The 16,268-nt window shown below is 58.6% G+C and carries 12 protein-coding genes and 1 pseudogene; 4 read left to right on the top strand and 9 right to left on the bottom strand.

Going from position 1 to position 16,268, the window contains the following annotated elements; translation table 11 throughout:
- Nucleotides 1-31 precede the first annotated feature (31 nt).
- Nucleotides 32-1,843: a methanol/ethanol family PQQ-dependent dehydrogenase gene (locus METLU_RS0112580; protein WP_027158520.1), complete on the bottom strand. Its 1,812-nt coding sequence runs from the start codon at nt 1,841-1,843 to the stop codon at nt 32-34.
- 332 nt (nt 1,844-2,175) lie between these two features.
- Between METLU_RS0112580 and METLU_RS0112585 the strand changes: the two genes are divergently transcribed.
- The 3 genes from METLU_RS0112585 to METLU_RS0112600 all read left to right on the top strand — a co-directional run bounded on the left by METLU_RS0112585 (nt 2,176) and on the right by METLU_RS0112600 (nt 6,229).
- Nucleotides 2,176-2,832: a response regulator gene (locus tag METLU_RS0112585; protein WP_027158521.1), complete on the top strand. Its 657-nt coding sequence runs from the start codon at nt 2,176-2,178 to the stop codon at nt 2,830-2,832.
- An 860-nt stretch (nt 2,833-3,692) separates the two neighbouring features.
- Complete coding sequence (locus METLU_RS0112595) at nt 3,693-5,012, top strand: ferredoxin reductase family protein (protein ID WP_027158523.1); 1,320 nt, start codon at nt 3,693-3,695, stop codon at nt 5,010-5,012.
- 11 nt (nt 5,013-5,023) lie between these two features.
- Nucleotides 5,024-6,229 (top strand): DUF21 domain-containing protein, encoded by a 1,206-nt coding sequence (locus tag METLU_RS0112600; RefSeq protein WP_155920548.1) that lies wholly within the window; start codon nt 5,024-5,026, stop codon nt 6,227-6,229.
- Between the two features lie 703 nt (nt 6,230-6,932).
- Here the strand turns inward: METLU_RS0112600 and METLU_RS28670 are convergent.
- The 6 genes and pseudogenes from METLU_RS28670 to METLU_RS27345 all read right to left on the bottom strand — a co-directional run.
- Nucleotides 6,933-7,328 (bottom strand): energy transducer TonB, encoded by a 396-nt coding sequence (locus METLU_RS28670; protein WP_231383601.1) that lies wholly within the window; start codon nt 7,326-7,328, stop codon nt 6,933-6,935.
- Between the two features lie 407 nt (nt 7,329-7,735).
- Nucleotides 7,736-8,170: an ExbD/TolR family protein gene (locus METLU_RS0112615; RefSeq protein ID WP_027158527.1), complete on the bottom strand. Its 435-nt coding sequence runs from the start codon at nt 8,168-8,170 to the stop codon at nt 7,736-7,738.
- Nucleotides 8,167-8,691, bottom strand: a complete 525-nt coding sequence (locus tag METLU_RS0112620; RefSeq protein WP_051299903.1) for a MotA/TolQ/ExbB proton channel family protein — start codon at nt 8,689-8,691, stop codon at nt 8,167-8,169. The genes METLU_RS0112615 and METLU_RS0112620 overlap by 4 nt, the downstream gene beginning before the upstream one ends.
- Nucleotides 8,688-10,490: a DUF3450 family protein gene (locus tag METLU_RS28385; RefSeq protein ID WP_231383602.1), complete on the bottom strand. Its 1,803-nt coding sequence runs from the start codon at nt 10,488-10,490 to the stop codon at nt 8,688-8,690. Before METLU_RS28385 ends, METLU_RS0112620 begins: the two co-directional genes overlap by 4 nt.
- 455 nt (nt 10,491-10,945) lie before the next feature.
- A complete protein-coding gene (locus METLU_RS0112630) occupies nt 10,946-11,476 on the bottom strand; it encodes an SRPBCC family protein (RefSeq protein ID WP_027158529.1) in 531 nt (176 codons plus the stop codon).
- A 106-nt stretch (nt 11,477-11,582) separates the two neighbouring features.
- Nucleotides 11,583-11,726 (bottom strand): annotated as a pseudogene (locus METLU_RS27345) (DNA-binding response regulator); the annotation flags it as partial.
- Between the two features lie 433 nt (nt 11,727-12,159).
- Between METLU_RS27345 and METLU_RS0112640 the strand changes: the two are divergent.
- Nucleotides 12,160-14,709, top strand: coding sequence for a DUF7948 domain-containing protein (locus METLU_RS0112640; protein ID WP_155920549.1), 2,550 nt, complete (start codon nt 12,160-12,162; stop codon nt 14,707-14,709).
- A 13-nt stretch (nt 14,710-14,722) separates the two neighbouring features.
- Here the strand turns inward: METLU_RS0112640 and METLU_RS0112645 are convergent, their stop codons facing one another.
- Together METLU_RS0112645 and METLU_RS28675 are read right to left on the bottom strand one after the other, a co-directional pair.
- Complete coding sequence (locus tag METLU_RS0112645; protein ID WP_027158531.1) at nt 14,723-15,043, bottom strand: hypothetical protein; 321 nt, start codon at nt 15,041-15,043, stop codon at nt 14,723-14,725.
- Nucleotides 15,044-16,027 carry an NUDIX hydrolase gene (locus METLU_RS28675; protein ID WP_231383603.1) on the bottom strand — a complete coding sequence of 328 codons (984 nt, stop codon included), beginning with the start codon at nt 16,025-16,027 and terminating at the stop codon, nt 15,044-15,046.
- Nucleotides 16,028-16,268: the final 241 nt, after the last annotated feature.

Genomic DNA, 16,268 nt, shown 5'->3' on the forward strand with positions numbered 1-16,268 from the left:
TTGCCGCCCGCCCTACTACGTTTTCAGATGATTACAGAGAGAACACCATGACGCCGCCGCCCATCTGGGTGTAGTGCGCCAGTTCCTTGAACGCACCGACCGCGCCGAGACCGGCTGTCGGGTCTTTCAGGTCGAATACCAGACCGACGCCGGGCCAGCCGCCCACGCCGTAATAAATCGCGACGTACTGCTTGCCGTCGTGTTTATAGGTAATCGGATGGCCGATCACGCCGGAAGGCAGCTTGAACTTCCACAGCTCTTCGCCGGTTTTGGAGTTGAGCGCCTTGATGTAGCCGTCCAGCGTGCCGTAGAACACGAGGTCGCCCGCTGTTGCCGTGGTACCGCCCCAGACCGCGAATTTTTCCTGGACTTCCCACTCGAATTCGCCGGTGACCGCATTCATGGCCTTGACCTGGCCCAAGGTGCCTTTAGGTCCCGGATACATGTTCAAGGTGGCGCCGACGAAGAACTGGCCGGCGCGGTAAGGCAGCATGAACGGTTCCCAGTCCATGCAGATGTGGTTCACGCCCATGAAGAACAGTTGTCTGTTCGGATCGTAGGACTCGATGCCCTGGTTGTGGTAACCCATGGCCGAAGGACAGATGCCTTTGGCTTCGTGGTCCATGTGCGTCGAATATTCGGGATCGCGCACCGGCAGGCCTGTTTTCAGGTCCACGTGCTTGACCCAGTTGACGGTGTTGTCGATTTTAAAGGCATTGACCAGATCGCCGTTTTCGCGGTTCAGGGTATAAACCAGGCCGTTGCGGTCAGGATGGGTCAGCAGTTTGGTCATTTTGCCGTTGACCATCTGCTCGGACAGGCCCATGTAGTTGACGCCGGCATAATCCCACTCGTCGTGAGGCGTTTTCTGATAGCCGAATTTCGCTTCCCCGGAATCGATGTCGCGGCCCCAGATGGTCATGGTCCACTTGTTGTCGCCGGGACGCATGGTTTCGTTCCATGGCGCCGGGTTGCCTGATCCGTAGTAGAGCATTCTCAGGTCGGGATCATAGGCGTACCAGCCCCAGTTGGTGCCGCCGCCGATTTTCCAGGCGTCGCCTTCCCAGGTCTTCAGACCCAGGCCGAACTGGCCGTAATGCGGGTTGGCGCTATTGAAGTCTTTCGACAATTTGATGTCTTCATCGGGACCGGTCGCGAACACACGCCAGGCCTGCTTGCCGTCCTTGATGTTATAGGCGGTCGCGTAGCCCCTGACGCCCAGTTCGGCGCCGGACGTGCCGACGATGACCTTGTCCTCGGCGACAAACGGCGCGACGGTCAGGGTCGAGCCCATGGCGATGTCGGAGTTTTCCATTTTCCACAGTTGCTCGCCGGTTTTAGCGTTCAGCGCGACGATATGGCCGTCAAGCTGGTTCAGGAAGATCGTGGCCGGATAATCCTTGCCCTGCGGCGCATAGGCCAGACCGCGGTTGACGACGTCGCAACAGGCTACCGCACGGGCCGCCGGATTTTGCTTGGGCTTGAATTCCCACAATATTTTGTCAGGATTATTCAGATCGATGGCGAAAACATTGTTCGGATAAGGCGTATGAACATACATGATGCCGTCAACGACCAGAGGCCCGCCTTCGTGGCCATTCAGCACGCCGGTTGAAAAACTCCAGGCTGGCTTCAGGTTCTTGACGTTGGTGATATTGATGTCATACAACTCGCTGTAATGCGTGGAACTGTAGTCCTTGGTCTGCATCACCCAATTGGTGTTCTGGCGCGACATCTGGTCCAGCTCTTTATTGGCTTGCGCCGGTTGCGACAAGGCCAGCAGAATGCCCGCCGCCAGCGCCGTTGTCGTCCCCACATGACGAGCAAATTTCGAAATCCGCATATTTCCTCCAGGTTATTTTTATGCACTGATTAATAAGGCCTAGCCCATGCGCGCCGAAGGTGTTTGTTTGTGAGAACTTGCAGCAGTCAGCTTTCTTGATCAAAACGAAATGCCTTGTCGTTCATCGGCGCGCAAGGCTATGCTGGGCGGAAATGATACGGGAGGCGGCTCTGCCCGGGTTACGGAATTAGCCCCGAAATGACCGGGAAATTTGCCTCAAATGCCCGTGAAATTTTCCCCTGTCCGGCCCGCATCGATAAAACGGGAAAAGCTCCCATAGTCTTGTCCGCTAAAACAACGCATCATGAGTGAATTTGTAGGGGAGCAACTGAGTGTCACGTAAGATCGATGTATTATTGGTGGATGACCATGCCGTCGTCCGGGCAGGCTATAAGACCTATCTGGCGTTATCCGATAACATCGGGAAGATTTATGAAACGGATCGGGGCGAGACGGCCTGCCAGCTTTTCAGCCAGCATCAGCCGGATATCGTGGTGCTGGACCTGTCGATGCCGGGCATCGGCGGTTTTGAAACGATCAGGCGGCTGATCAACCGGGACCCGAACTGCAGGATTCTGGTGTTCAGCATTCATGACGGACTGACTTATGCCACACGCGCCATCAAAGCCGGCGCCAAAGGCTATATCACTAAAAACAGCATGCCCGAGACGCTGGTGACGGCGGTCTGCAAGATTGCCGGCGGCGGCACCTATGTGGACCCGGAGTTGGCGCAGCAGCTGGCGATCACGATGGGGACGGGCCATGACGAGTCGGAAAGGATCGGGCTGCTGTCACCCCGTGAATTCGACGTCTTCTGCCTGCTGGCCCGTGGCTACAACACGCACAAGGCCGCCGAAAAGCTCTGCCTGAGCTACAAGACGGTCTGCAACCATGGCACGGCGATCAAGGAAAAACTGGGCGTGACCACGATAGCCGAAATGACCTTGCTGGCCGGCCGGCAGGGGATTTTGGAGCATGAGGTGGAATGAGCGCCGAGTTTCCCGCTCTTCATGAGCGACGTCCGGCAATTCAGCCCCGGTTACTGCGCTTTAGTCAAGCACCCTGGCTAATCGGCAGGCTTTCGACCGCCTTAATTAACTGATGTTACCCATAAATCGTTTCAGGCGTCTCGGGGACGAATGCCAACGGCAGATCTGACGGCACGGCTATTTTATGCGCTGTAGGTGCGAATTCATTCGCACTGCCGGTATATCGCGGGGGTCACGGGTCGAATACCCATGGGGCACAAGTGAATTCGACCCTACAGCTGCGTAACATCAGTTAATTAAAGTGCCAGTACAGGACAAAAGTCATAACCGATTGGTCAAAGAGGCCAGAACGGGTATTGTTGCCGGACCATGCCTCAAGAAAGACCGCCTGTTTACTCAAACCCGTACTGGCCGGATACTTATCCCGGCCCGGTGGGCGAATCCGTTTCTCGTCCATTGCCCTTAGCATTGCTGAAATTGATCTCGCCATTGGCCCCTGAGCTTTGGCGGCGGTTCGAAAACCGGTTCCCGCTGCAACGCCTTTTCCGGCCCTTCGGGCTGAACTGCGATGAAGCCGACCCGGCTATTTTTTAGTTTCTTGACCGGAAACGGGCGCGGCGAGTATATTCTGAACCGGCGGCCAGTTTTCCTATGCGTCAGGAAAGGTTGATGCGTGCCGCTTCGAGATCCGACAAGGACTACCGGCAAGTCTTAATGTGGCCGTGGTCTTTTTTGACCCAATCGTTCAAAAACGTTTCCTACGCCCCTCGCGCGCGGCAGCATCATGATTTAAAGCACGCAGGGCTTTAACAGCCGACGGTTGCCTCCGAACTGTCGATTACGATAACGAGGGTACGCAATTGAAATACGGTTTCTGGCAAACGCTGTCATGGATTATCATTTACTTGGGGCTAGCGCTGCTGCCGACAGCGCTGGCGATCGGGTTTCAAGTGCCGCCGGCACGGTCATTCCCGGCTGAATTCGGCGCCATGCTAGGCCTGCTTGCGCTCGGCGTGCTGGCCATGCAGCCGGCCGTCTCAGGGCGCCACCGCTGGTTTGCCGAGGGAGCGGGGATGGATAATGTACTGCAGTTTCATCGTCAGCTCGGCATCTTCGCCCTGCTGTTAGTGCTGGCTCATCCGGCCGCGATGCTCAGCGCCGATCCAGCCTATCTGGCTTTTCTCGATCCGCGCGCAGACCTGATGCGCGCCGCATCGTTGAGCTTCGTCGTTTTCGCGACGCTGGTCTTAGTCACCAGTTCTCTCTTGCGCTTGACATTCGGGCTTTCCTACGAGCGATGGCGCACCCTCCACGGCGTCTTGTCGCTGCTGATCGTTACAGGCGGACTCGGTCACGCATTGCTGGTAGACAACTATTTCGCGCCGGACTGGAAAAAGTGGGTCCTGGTGTGCCTGGTCGGATTAGGACTGTTGCTGATTCTTGATTCGCGCCTGCTGCGCCCTTTCAGAATGCTCCGGCGACCGTGGCGGGTAGTTGAAGTCATACAAGAACCCGGGGATGCCACGACGTTAGTGTTCGAGGCCGAAGGCCACACCGGCATGAAATTCCGCCCCGGCCAGTTCGCGTGGCTGACGCTCGGCGATACGCCATTTTCGCTCCAACAACATCCCTTCTCGATCTGCTCGAGCGCGGTCCGTACCGACAGGCTGGCGATCACCGCCAAGGCGCTCGGCGACTTCACCGACGGTCTGAGCGAGGTCAAACCAGGCACCCGTGCCTGGCTGGAAGGGCCTTACGGCGTATTCTTCCATGATGCGGCCAGTTCGCGCGGCGCGGTCTTCATCGCCGGCGGCGTCGGCATCACGCCCATCATCAGCATGCTGCGCACCTACCGCGATCTGGGCAGCGATTTTCCGTTATGCCTGATTTACGCCAACTCGGACGCCGATTCGATCCTGTTCCGCGCCGAACTGGACGAAATAGCCGCCAAGCTGCCGCTGACTTTGGTATATGTCCTGACGAAGCCACCGGAAGACTGGCACGGAGAGACCGGCTACGTCGATGCGGATTTACTCGACCGCTATCTGCCCGAGGACAACGGCGTGATCGAGTACTTTCTGTGCGGCCCGCCGCCTATGATGGACAGCGTCGAGCCGGTCCTGATCGCTCGCGGAGCCGCCCTCAACCGGGTTTATTCGGAACGTTTCAATCTAGTCTAAAGGAGACGCCAATGCTCCATGTCCATGCCCGCCACTCCGGCACTGTCACCTCCGCCCTGTTGGTCATCATTGCGCTGGCGTTGGCCGTGTTGCGTATCGGCGGAGTCGATCCTGGCGAATGGTCAGCTATTTTGGCCGGCTGGCGCGAGGCTCTCGGCGATGTTCAGCCCGCTGAAGAATGGCCTATGGACCAGCTACCAATCTGGGCCGGCATTCTCATCTGCCTGTCTCAATCGGCGGCACTGTCGGGCCTGAATCTGGCGGTCTTCAGCTTGAGCCGCCTGCATCTCGAGACCATCGCCGAAAATGGCGACCGGAACGCCCGGCGGGTTTTGGCCCTGCGCCGGAATTCCAATTTCACCCTCACCGCCATTTTGTGGAGCAACGTCTCCGTCAATGTGGTGATAACCTTATTGGCCGATTCGGTGCTGGCCGGTTTGTCGGCGTTTTTCTTTTCCACGGTGGTGATCACGCTGTTTGGCGAGATCGTCCCTCAAGCTTATTTTTCACATCACGCGCTGCGCGTGGCGGGTTCGCTCATGCCTTTGTTGCGCTTCTATCAGGTGCTGCTGTGGCCGCTGGCCTGGCCGTCGGGAAAACTGCTCGATGCCTGGATCGGCCCGGAAGGCATACCCTGGCTGCGGGAGCGTGAACTGCATCATCTGCTTGAGCATCATGCGCGAGAAAACGATACCGAGATCGGCCGGACCGAGGCCATCGGCGCCATCAATTTTCTGATGCTCGATGACATCCCGGTCGGCGAGGAAGGTGAGCCGCTGGATCCGCGCAGCGTTATTCGCCTGCCGTTTCGGGGCGGTCGCCCCGTATTCCCAAAATTGCAGCGCAGCGCGGAAGACCCCTTCCTGAGCGAAATAGCCGCCTCCGGCAAAAAATGGGTCGTGCTGGTGGACGATCGCAACGCACCTCGCCGTATAATAAACGCTCCAATGTTTCTGCGCGCCGCGCTGTTCGGAGAAACGCCATTTGATCCGCAAACACTCTGCCATTTTCCGCTGGTGGTATCCGATCCGGCCCAGCCGCTCGGCCATGTACTGCACCGGCTTACCGTGCGGTCGGAAAAGCCCGGGGATGACGTCATCGACGAAGATCTGATCCTGGTCTGGGAGGAGGCTCAACGCCGCATCATTACCGGTTCGGACCTGCTCGGGCGCTTGTTACGCAAAATCGCCCCTCACGCCGCGCCGTTAACGCCTTAACGGGCAGCGATTCGGGTGCGAACAAACACTTTTCCAACCTGTGATGGACTCAGGTTAGCCGCCCATGCCGGTTTTTCGCCAAGACTCCGCACAGCTGCTAACTGATCGGCATCGAAGCCAACGGTCTTCTTTCCTCAGATACAGTATCTTGCGAAAATCATCTCAGAACCCGGATTGAACCGAGCATGCCGGTCTCAACCGTAACGCTCAGACGCGTTATCTTATCGACGCGAATCGCATTCTGGGGTTGTGACGGATCGATATTGAACTCATCCCCTTCCCGTACCATAAAGGTACCCCCCCCTCCACCTCAAGCAAAGCGATAAAATTGCCTTCCTCCTGATTCAGCAAGCCCCGCAGCTTCATTTTAGGAATTCCGCCATTTTCCGCAGAAGGCACGAAACCATACGTACTGCCCGCCATCCCGGACTGCGCCCCGACCGTTTCATACATCAGCGCGCTGGGCGTGAACGGATCACGAACCCATTGCTGCGCCGGATAAGCGGGCTGATTCGGATGGACAGCGGACGGCTGGGCTTCCGCCGCGCCGTTTACAAAGAAAAGCGAGGCCCCAATGACACGCTATAAATAAAATGTATTTTCCGCACTTATCTTTATCCTGATTCTACATCGCAAATGTCGGGTTACGGCCAAAGCCTAACCCGACCTACATGCTAAAGGTCAACCTCTGTCATGCAGCGGTTCAGTGCGGCTTTTTGAGCCGAAACCTGACTGTCTGATCCGCCTGCTGTTCGACGGCCCGGCCTTCCCTGAAGGCAGGCTTGAAGCGCCATTGCCGGATCGCTTCGAGCGCGGCCCGATCGAATACGCCCTTGGGGCTGGCGTCAACGACCCGGGCCTTGCTGACGGTACCTGTCGGGGATACAGTAATTTCGAGCCGTACCCAGCCTTCGATGCCCCGCGCCTCGGCTCTGGACGGATAACGCGGCGGCACGCGGTGCAGCACGACCAGATTCCGGCCGCCCGACCCGTTTCCGCCGCCACCGCCGGAAGCTTCCCTGCCATCATCGGACGCGGGCTTTTTTTCCCCGTGCCATTGCGATGGCGGCGCCGTCAGGCGTGAGTCCGACCCCGGCACAGGGGCGAACGGGGTGCCCGTGCCCTGCTCGGGGACGTCAATCCGGGGCCGGGCGGGCGGCGCTGCCGACTTGGTTTTCCCAGGTTTTTTGGGCGCGCCGGGGCGGCGCGTCCGTCCTGCCGAAGCCTTGGCGGGCCCGGATGCCGGGCTACCGGACTTGGGCCGCAGGTCCTTCGCATCCTTGACTGTTGCTTTGGGCGCGACGGGCTTGGGTTCTTCGGGCTTGGGCGCGACGCGGATGAAATCGATCGGCTGCGGGTTCGGAGCGGAAGCCTGCTGGCTTTCCCGCCGGCTGATCAAGAAGCCGATCATCAGCAGCAGGGCCAGATTGATAACCACAGCTGCAGCAAAAGCCCCGGCTAGGATGCGGACCGAATGGTTCGGCCTACCGGCCTCCTCCGTGTTGTTCACGGCGGGTCCGAGGCCGTGCTGGCCGCTACTGAGATGTTCGTGAAACCGGCCAGACGCAGTTGGTCCATCACCTTGACCAGCAGTCCAGTACTGGCCTGGGTATCGGCTAGAATAATAGCTGACCGGGTCGGGCCTGCCAGGCCCAGTTGCTCAATGCGGGCGCGCAGCAGGCGAATATCCACGGCGGCATTGTTCAGCCAAATCTGCTCGTCCGCGGCGATCGTGACGACCACTTCGGCATTCTGCGCGGGCGTGGCCGTCGCGGCTTTCGGACGCCGCACCGCCACCGTCGATTCGTGGATAAAGGAGGTCGTCACCAGGAAAAATATCAGCAGGATGAACACCATGTCGATGAGCGGCGTCAGGTTGATCGCATCGGAGCTGTCTTCTTCGCCATCGAGGCGGCGGTTGAATAGGCTCCGTCTTTTCATGACCGCCTCAGGTACTCGGCAAAGCGACGCTGTCCGGCCCGCGCGCGCCGGTTGAGATCATAGCCCACGCCCACGCCGAATAGCCCCATCACCAGCCCCGCCAAAGTGGTGATCAAGGCCTGCGAAACGCCGTGTGCGACGATACGCGTTTCGGCGCTCCCGAATATGCGGATCAGATCGAAGGTTGCGACGATGCCGGTTACCGTGCCCAGCAAACCCAGCATCGGCAAAATGCCGGAGAGGGTCTTGATCAGGCGCAGATGACGGCGCAGCGCCAGGGCCATTTCAGCCTGTTTGATCTCCATTTCGGCATAAGAGCGCAGGACCGGCACGCCGCGTTTGACAAGCGCCGGAAAGTTATGGAGCAAAAACCAGTAGCGTTCCAGAATCAGCATCCACAGCCATACGGAGACGGCTACCAACGGCCACATCACCGGCCCGCCCAGCGCCATCAGCTCCTCGATGTGCTGCTCGGACTGTTGCAGGAAGATCATGAAGGCCTCGAAGGTTCGCCCATTCATCTTTCATCATCCTTCCGGTTTACCAGAACTTTGCGGGGACTTTCCGCCATCATGGCCGCATGCCGACGCTCGAACCGTTGCGCCAGTGTGGCGGCGACATGCGCCTCCAGCAGACTGCCCAGCGACTGGCTCTTGCTGGCCAGCAGACTGTGCAAGAGCAGAATCGGAATGGCGGTCACCAGCCCCTCGACGGTGGTGACCAGCGCTTCCGAAATGCCGCCCGACATCAGTTTCGGGTCACCCGAGCCATGCAGGGCGATCGCCTGGAAGGTTTTGATCATGCCGGTCACTGTGCCGAGCAGGCCCAGCATAGGCGCAATGGCGGCCACCAGTTTCAGGAAGGCCAGCGCCCGCCCCAGATGGGTCTGCTCGCCGGTCAAGGCTTCCTCGACGGTCAGGTAGAGCGCCTCCTCGTCGTTCATCGTGGTGCCGTCAAGCCGGGCGAGCACGCGCCCCAGCGGATTGTCCAGCCGGAACTCGGATGACTGCAGCTGTCTGCGCATGCGTTTTTCGGCCAGGGTCAGCTCCACATAGCGGTAGCCGCTGAGCGCATAGGCAAACGCAGCCAGCGCCAGGATCAGATAGCCGACCACGCCGCCCTGGTCGATGCGCTCGCGCAGATTTGGGACCTGCACCAATAACTGCAGGGTCTGGCCTGCGGAGGGGTCGATTGCCACAGGCGCCAGCGCGTCCGGATCCGTCTTCGGAAAATCCAGCGCCAGATCAAGCAGGTGTGAGGCCGGCTGCCGAGGCAGTTCGGTCAGCCTGTCCACTTCGGGCGCATACACCAGATAACGCCCATCGGCGATAAAGCTGAAGCTGCCGAGCCGCAGCACTTCTTTCTCGGCCGCCTGTCCGTTGGGAGCGTAAACCGGAGCCCGGAAGGTCGAGATGCGTCCTGAGACGTCGAGCTGCGCCTTAAGGCTGGCGAACAGCTGTGCCAGCTCGTCTGTGACAGGGATATGGCGGTCATCGGCGAGCCGGCTGATCAGTTTCCGTTGGCTATCGGCGTCACCCGTTGGCAAAGACTGCTGGTAATAGGGTTTGAGCTGCGCCGCGCTTTCTCTGATGTTCATGAATAAGCCCTCTTTGGCCGCCAGTGCTGCCGTCAATCGGGCATCCGCCGCCGCTGACGAGTCTGGCGCCAGTTTTCCGTTTCCGGCCTTTGCCGGTGAGGCAGGAACGATCTGGTCGGCCTGAGCAGTCATGCCAGGCTTGCTGCCAGGAAGCGGCAAGACGATCAATTGGGGCGGATCCAGTTTGCGGGCCGTGCGCAGCCCCTGGGTGATGGCTTCGTTTTCCTCCCCGGAAAGCCGCCGCCATTGCTGCGGGCCGTCGAGCCAGATGCCCGATTCGTAGCCGTCCAGCGTCTGGTAATAGAGCGCGAGACGGCCGATGCTGAGAAAGTCCACCAGGCGTTCCTCTTGGCCGATCCGGAGCATGTCCCGATAAGCCTCGACGGTCTTCGCGTAATCGAGCTCGACCCGGTAAGCTTCCATGACGCGCCGAAACTGCTCTGCCAAATCTGTATCAGCATTGCGCAGCAGCTTTTCCAGCCGTTCGATGCGTGCGCGGCGCTCCTTGATCAGGAACGGTGGGGCGGTATCAATACTCTGCCTCAAGGCCGAAACGGCGCTATTGAGGAGGTTGTGAAGCTGCGAGTCAAGCTGGTTGAGGGTTTCAAGCAGATGCGTTTTATCAGCGGCATCCGCGGACGGCATCGCCGGCTGTCTGATGCCCTGGCTGTCGGCATGCGGGGGCGGCGCTGCATGAACCAGCAGCGGAGTGAAGGCCAGCATAAAGGCGGCAAGGACTGACCGCATTTGGCAGTGAAGAAACATAACAAGCATTAGGTAGGCGAATATGTCTCGGCTTGGATGTCGAATTGATGAAAATAATCGCATTGCACTGATAAGGCAATGGGAAAAGCGCCTGAAAGCGACAATATTCCTACATGTGTTATCAGTAATAAGCATATTTCAGAACAAACCGAAATTAACAGTTAAAATCTGTTCATTAACTGATTTGAATCGGGTTCTGTATAGATGCGAATAAATTCGTGTCGTTGCAGGGTATGGTGATCTATTGGCCGTGCTGGCAGACAGATAAATTTACCCGTATGTGGCATCGTGTTTTACTGTCATTGAAGCTATTGCGGGAGAGGTTGTTGCGCCTCTCCCGGGGTTGACTGTCCATCGGCTTAGATCGTGACAGCCGATCCGTTTGCCTATGCTTGGCGTTAAATCTGAAAGGCTTACTTTTCCAGCTTTCGCTTAAGGCCGCTCAGGCCGTTTTTGAAAAACTCGTTCATCGCCTTGACAGCCGCTTCGTCATTAAGTTTTTCGGGCGGCGTATTGCCGGTATCGCCGCGGTAGAAGCGGCTTTTCAAGGTGACCACGCTACTGTCGGCCGTTTCCCCGGCAGCTACCTGGATCCCGATGGAGTAGGAACTGGTCGGAAACGCCTGAACATTTTCGGTTTTAAGGCGATAGCTGTATTCGTGATCATTGTCGCTGTAGAAATCCAGTTCTTCCACTAGCTGGCCGCCGTTTTGCAGTGTAATTGTACGCCTGCCGCCGGACTCATGCCTGTCGTCGCCTGTGCTTTCCTTGACGTCAGGATGCCAGCCCGAGATGCCGTCAAATTGTTTTATGGCATTCCAGACCGTATCGACCGAGGCATTGATGACTATGCTCTCTTTAGCTTTTTGCGGTGTCGGGCCATGGGCTAGGGACAATACAGGAAATAACAGAAAAGCGATTAATGCTGCGGGTGTAAACTTCATATCAATACTATGCTTTGTTAAAAATGGCATAGTATTGATAAATTCAATTGAAAAGCATCGGGCAAATTTCCTGATATCAATGGGGATAATTCCTTATCTCATCAGATCAGCCTTTCATGACATCCAGCACCATGGCGATATGCGCCAACTCTGCCGTTGTCGATACCTTGAGCTTGCTTTTGATCAGTGTGCCGTGATTGGCCACGGTTTTAAAGCCCAAACATAGCTCATCGGAGATTTTATGCAGGGTCCGTGCTGGTGATCGATGAAACCGGCTTTATCAAGAAAGGCCGGGATTCGGGCAGCGGATGAGTTAACTTAACATTTATCCTTGTATCACGACTGGATCAGGGCAATCTTTAGAGGTTTAGCCAGAATGTACAAAAAACTTACCGTTCATGACAATCATCCTGCGAAAATTGGCCCAAATCTACCGCACCTGATTCTTCACCCTGGACCGGCACAGATGGCTCTATGACAACGCCATTAACCAGGAGGGCATCTTAAACTATCAGGGCATCACGCATTGAACAGCCCTGATCGGAACTTGATGCAGCGAAGCCGATCATAGAAATTCTAGAAAAAAAGCATTTATTTTTCCTAAACTCAAACTCTGCGAGGCTCAGATTCTGCCCAAACGGAGGATGCGCGCCATGGACAGGCCCGAGCCCGGAGGAGGAATCATGCAATACTCAATGCGGCAAAGGAACAGGAAGCCGGGCTCCCGTGGCCGGTTTCTGGGCTTATGGTACTTTTTCCTGGGGCTGCTGGCCTTCCAGGGGGCGACCGTGCTCGCCTGGCCCAAGCATGGCGGCGAGCCGCGAGAGACTTCGGGCTCGCCCTCGCCGCAGGTGAGCAGGAAGCTCATTCATCCGAGCGTGCCCTTCATCACGAACCAGGGGCAGACCGACGAGCGGGTGAGGTTCTATGCGGGGGTCGATGGCGGCACTGTTTATGTCACCCGGATCGGCGAGATCGTGTACGACCTCCCGAAGGTGTCCGGCAAGGCCGGGACGACGGGTTGGTCCCTGAAAGAGGCCTTCGTCGGCGGCGCCGCTGCGTTGGTGGAAGGCGCAGAGAAGGTACCAACCGAGGTGAACTATCTGATCGGGAGTGAGAAGTCCGCCTGGAGAACGAACGTCCCGACCTACGGTCGCGTGACCCTCGGTGATGTGTACGAGGGGATCGAGGTCGAGCTGAGGGCGGCGGGCGCAACCGTCGAGAAACTCTTCCACGTCAAGCCTGGCGCGAGGCCCGAGAAGATCGGAGTGAGGATCTCTGGCGCGACGTTCCTCCGGGCGAACGACAAGGGCGAACTCGAGGTGGGTACGGGGCTCGGCACGGTCGTCTTCAGCAGGCCGAAGGCCTACCAAACGGTTGCGGGGCACGCACATCCTGTGGAGATCGCCTATGCGGTTGATGGAACGAGCTACCGCTTCGAAGTGGGGCAGTACGATCGGACGAAGGAGCTCGTGATCGATCCCTTGATCCAAAACACCTTCCTCGGGGGATCAGGCGGGGACCGCGTCACCGCCTCAGCCGCTTCGGCGTCGAACGTGCTTGTGGCGGGGACCACCGACTCGACAGACTTCCCGGGGACGGAGGGAGGAGCCCGACCTGCCCTGGCGGGCCCGAGCGACGGCTTCGTTGCCCTCCTCAGTTCGGACTTGAAGACGATCATCCAGGCGACGTACCTGGGGGGGACCGACGACGACTCTGTGAGCGGCCTCGCGGTCTCGGAAGCCGGCATCTACGTCACAGGTTCGACGACATCGACAGACTTTCCGGGGACGACCGGAGGCGCCCGACCGCAGAACGCGGGAGGCAAGGACGCGTTCGCCGCGCTCCTTACCTCAGACTTGAAGACGTTGACCCAGGCGACCTACTTCGGAGGGACCGACGAGGACGCCGCCAGCAGCGTGGCTCTTTTCGGGGGCGCCTATGCCGTGTTCGTGGCGGGCCGGACGGCCTCGCACGATCTTGTCGGGATTCTCGACAGCGCTCAGCCGCTGAACGGGGACCCGGTCATCCGCCCTGTCGGCCAGAACACGGACGACGGCTTCATCGCCGCGTTCTCCGCTGATCTGAAGAGCCTGACGCAGGCGACGTACCTGGGAGGCCGCTCCTCCGATTCCATCAACGCCATCGCGGTCTCGGCGGGGTTCGTCTACGCGACGGGGGAAACCGTCTCGACGGACTTTCCGAAGACAGGAGGGGGCGCTCAGGAGATCCATTATCCCGACGGCCAGTCCGACGCCTTCGTGGCGCTCCTGACCAGCGATTTGACCACGCACGTGCGGGCCACCTACCTCGGAGGGCTTGGTCAGGACATCGCGCATGCCATAGCCGTTTCAGGGCCGGACGTGTTCGTCGGCGGAGAGACCACTGCCTCGAGCTTCCCGGGAACGCTGGGAGGGCTCTTTCCGACGTTCGGAGGGGCCACGGACGGCTTCGTGGCGCGTCTCAACTCCAGCCTGGCGAGCGTGATCCAGGCGAGCTTCGTGGGAGCCAGCGGCTTCGACCGGGTGCTCGCGCTGGGTATCGGCGGCTCGTTCTCCGGACCGGTCGTCAACGTGGCGGGGTCACGCGATACGGACCCGGAGGGGATCACCGGCCCTGATGCCTTTCTGTGGGTACTCGGGTACGACCTGAAGGCCTTCGCCGAAAGCCCGATCAAGGACCCGACGGTCCTCCGAAACTCGGCCTTCGAATCCTTTGGATCGTCCGATGTAGCGACTGCCCTCGCCGTTCCGCCGTCCATCTCGGGGTTCAACGTGTATCTGGCGGGCGAGATCCCACAGAGCAACGCAGACCAGCTGGGAGCCGCTCAGCCGAGGTACGGCGGTGGCGCCAGCGATGGGTTCGTTGCTAAGCTCGTCCTCGTCAGGGACTACTCCTTCTCGCCCCTTCCTACGATCAACGTCACCCCGGGCGGACAGGGCCTGGCGACGGTGACGGTGAACTCGCTGAATGGGTTCACGGGAGAGGCCGTGAAGCTCGGGATCTTTGCCCAGCCGACCGGAGGGGCGCTGCCAGCCGGCTTCACGGCGCCCGGCTTCCCCCAGGACATCGGCTCCCTTCCGCCCAATGGGTCCTTCTTTTTCACGCTCACCATCGGTGTCGCACCCACCGTCGCGCCCGGCACGTACACGCTGTGGATCATCGGGTTTCCGGGGACCTCGGTCGCGCACGCGGCCCGCGTGACCGTGAACGTCGTCACCACGCCCCCCTGAACCATGCAGACGATCAGTGCGCGCCAGGGGAGGAGCTCGGGGAGATCGGCAGCTCGGGGGGCGCCGACTCCCTGACATCCCCACCGAATGAGCCACCCTCGGCAAACAGCACCTGTGCCTTATTTTCGCCATTCAAAGCCCGACAGCTGCCGGCTATACAAACACGGGCAGGCATCGAGGCATACTTCAGCGCCATCGGTTGTTTTCGAGCTTTCCGTCGCAAACGCCACAGCCTGCTCGATGTCCGGATAGAAAAACAGCGGTATCGGCGCGGCGCCAGGCGATCGGTGCCGCCGGCCAGGATGGGCGGTCTGCCTTGTTCTTTGACTATCACTCAGCCTTTGCCGCTGAGTTCTTCCAATATTTCAATCACCTTGTGATCATTGGCGTGATTAAGCACCTTCAATAGCTGCGACTCCGGCACCAGCATCACCGCCTGCGATTCCCAACCCATTTGCGTCGGCAAACCACCAACCCGTCTGGCCGTATAGTAACGGGTGATCGTGGTCGTGCGCTCGAAGTCGCCGATCAGGCCGGTAATTTCAACCTGCAGCCCGGCTTCTTCAAACGCCTCTTTGATGGCGGTTGCCTGCGGTCCCATGCCCGGCTCCAACCGGCCTTTCGGAAAGGTCGCCTTATAGCCCCCAAAGCCGTTGGTCGGCGCCACGAGCCAAAAGCGACCATCGGATTCCTCAATCACCACGCCGGCAGCCAGTTGCTTGCCGTTTTTGGGCACCAGGGGTGGTTCATCAATTCCAGCCTGACCTTCCACATGCACCCACTCGGCCAGGGTCTTTGGCGCATTCTGCCAGGGCTGGAAAGCGATGCCATTTAATGAGGCCGGTGACTGGCCATTGGCCAGCATGACGGCGCATTTCATGGCATCGTCAAAGGCCGACATCGGTGTAGGGGCGGTAGGATGCTTGATCCAGACCCATTCGCTTTTATCGTTCAGCCGGGGATGACAGACGCCCGGATCATCAATCAGTTCGCCTTCATCGTTGAGACGTGTGCCGGGACACAGCGATTTCTGGTACACCTCCTGCATCATGGGCGGATACGAACTGATGTCGGGCACAGATGGATCAGGCTGGGCCTGTTCATTACCGCCATTAGTGACTTGCAGGTGCTTGCTCATCTTGGCCAATTCAGTGAGCTCATCGAGTATTTTCTGGTAACTGCAATCTTCTTCTTTCATGTTTGGATCATCGCCGACATTGGACTCAGAGGGATCAGCTGGCGCCAGTTCATTGGCGCAGTTAATGAGCTGCAACTGCGGCTTCTCCGGCTCGCCCATTTCAGCAATGTCATTGAGCATGGACTCGATGATAAACGGTGCTCCGGCCCATTCTTCGACATAATCAGGATCATCGGCTGTACCACCTGCAAAAAGCTGATAGAGGTCATTTTTCTGGCGGGTAATGATGAATAGTTGAGTGTTTTTTTCAAGATGCGCATTATTTGTGCACTCAAATGCGATGTTTAACTATGAATCAGCATCCCATATTTCCATTTGCGGCTGCCAATTTTCATGCGACTGACCGGTAAATATTCAATAC

Origin of the sequence: Methylobacter luteus IMV-B-3098 (assembly GCF_000427625.1) — a bacterium.
Lineage (GTDB): Bacteria > Pseudomonadota > Gammaproteobacteria > Methylococcales > Methylomonadaceae > Methylobacter > Methylobacter luteus.

Coding starts and splice junctions, on each gene's coding strand:
- METLU_RS0112640 (WP_155920549.1), top strand. CDS start 12,160: ATGCAATACTCAATGCGGCAAAGGAACAGGAAGCCGGGCTCCCGTGGC.
- METLU_RS0112620 (WP_051299903.1), bottom strand. CDS start 8,691: ATGAATGGGCGAACCTTCGAGGCCTTCATGATCTTCCTGCAACAGTCC.
- METLU_RS0112630 (WP_027158529.1), bottom strand. CDS start 11,476: ATGAAGTTTACACCCGCAGCATTAATCGCTTTTCTGTTATTTCCTGTA.
- METLU_RS0112600 (WP_155920548.1), top strand. CDS start 5,024: ATGCTCCATGTCCATGCCCGCCACTCCGGCACTGTCACCTCCGCCCTG.
- METLU_RS28385 (WP_231383602.1), bottom strand. CDS start 10,490: ATGCTGGCCTTCACTCCGCTGCTGGTTCATGCAGCGCCGCCCCCGCAT.
- METLU_RS0112580 (WP_027158520.1), bottom strand. CDS start 1,843: ATGCGGATTTCGAAATTTGCTCGTCATGTGGGGACGACAACGGCGCTG.
- METLU_RS28675 (WP_231383603.1), bottom strand. CDS start 16,027: ATGCTCAATGACATTGCTGAAATGGGCGAGCCGGAGAAGCCGCAGTTG.
- METLU_RS0112615 (WP_027158527.1), bottom strand. CDS start 8,170: ATGAAAAGACGGAGCCTATTCAACCGCCGCCTCGATGGCGAAGAAGAC.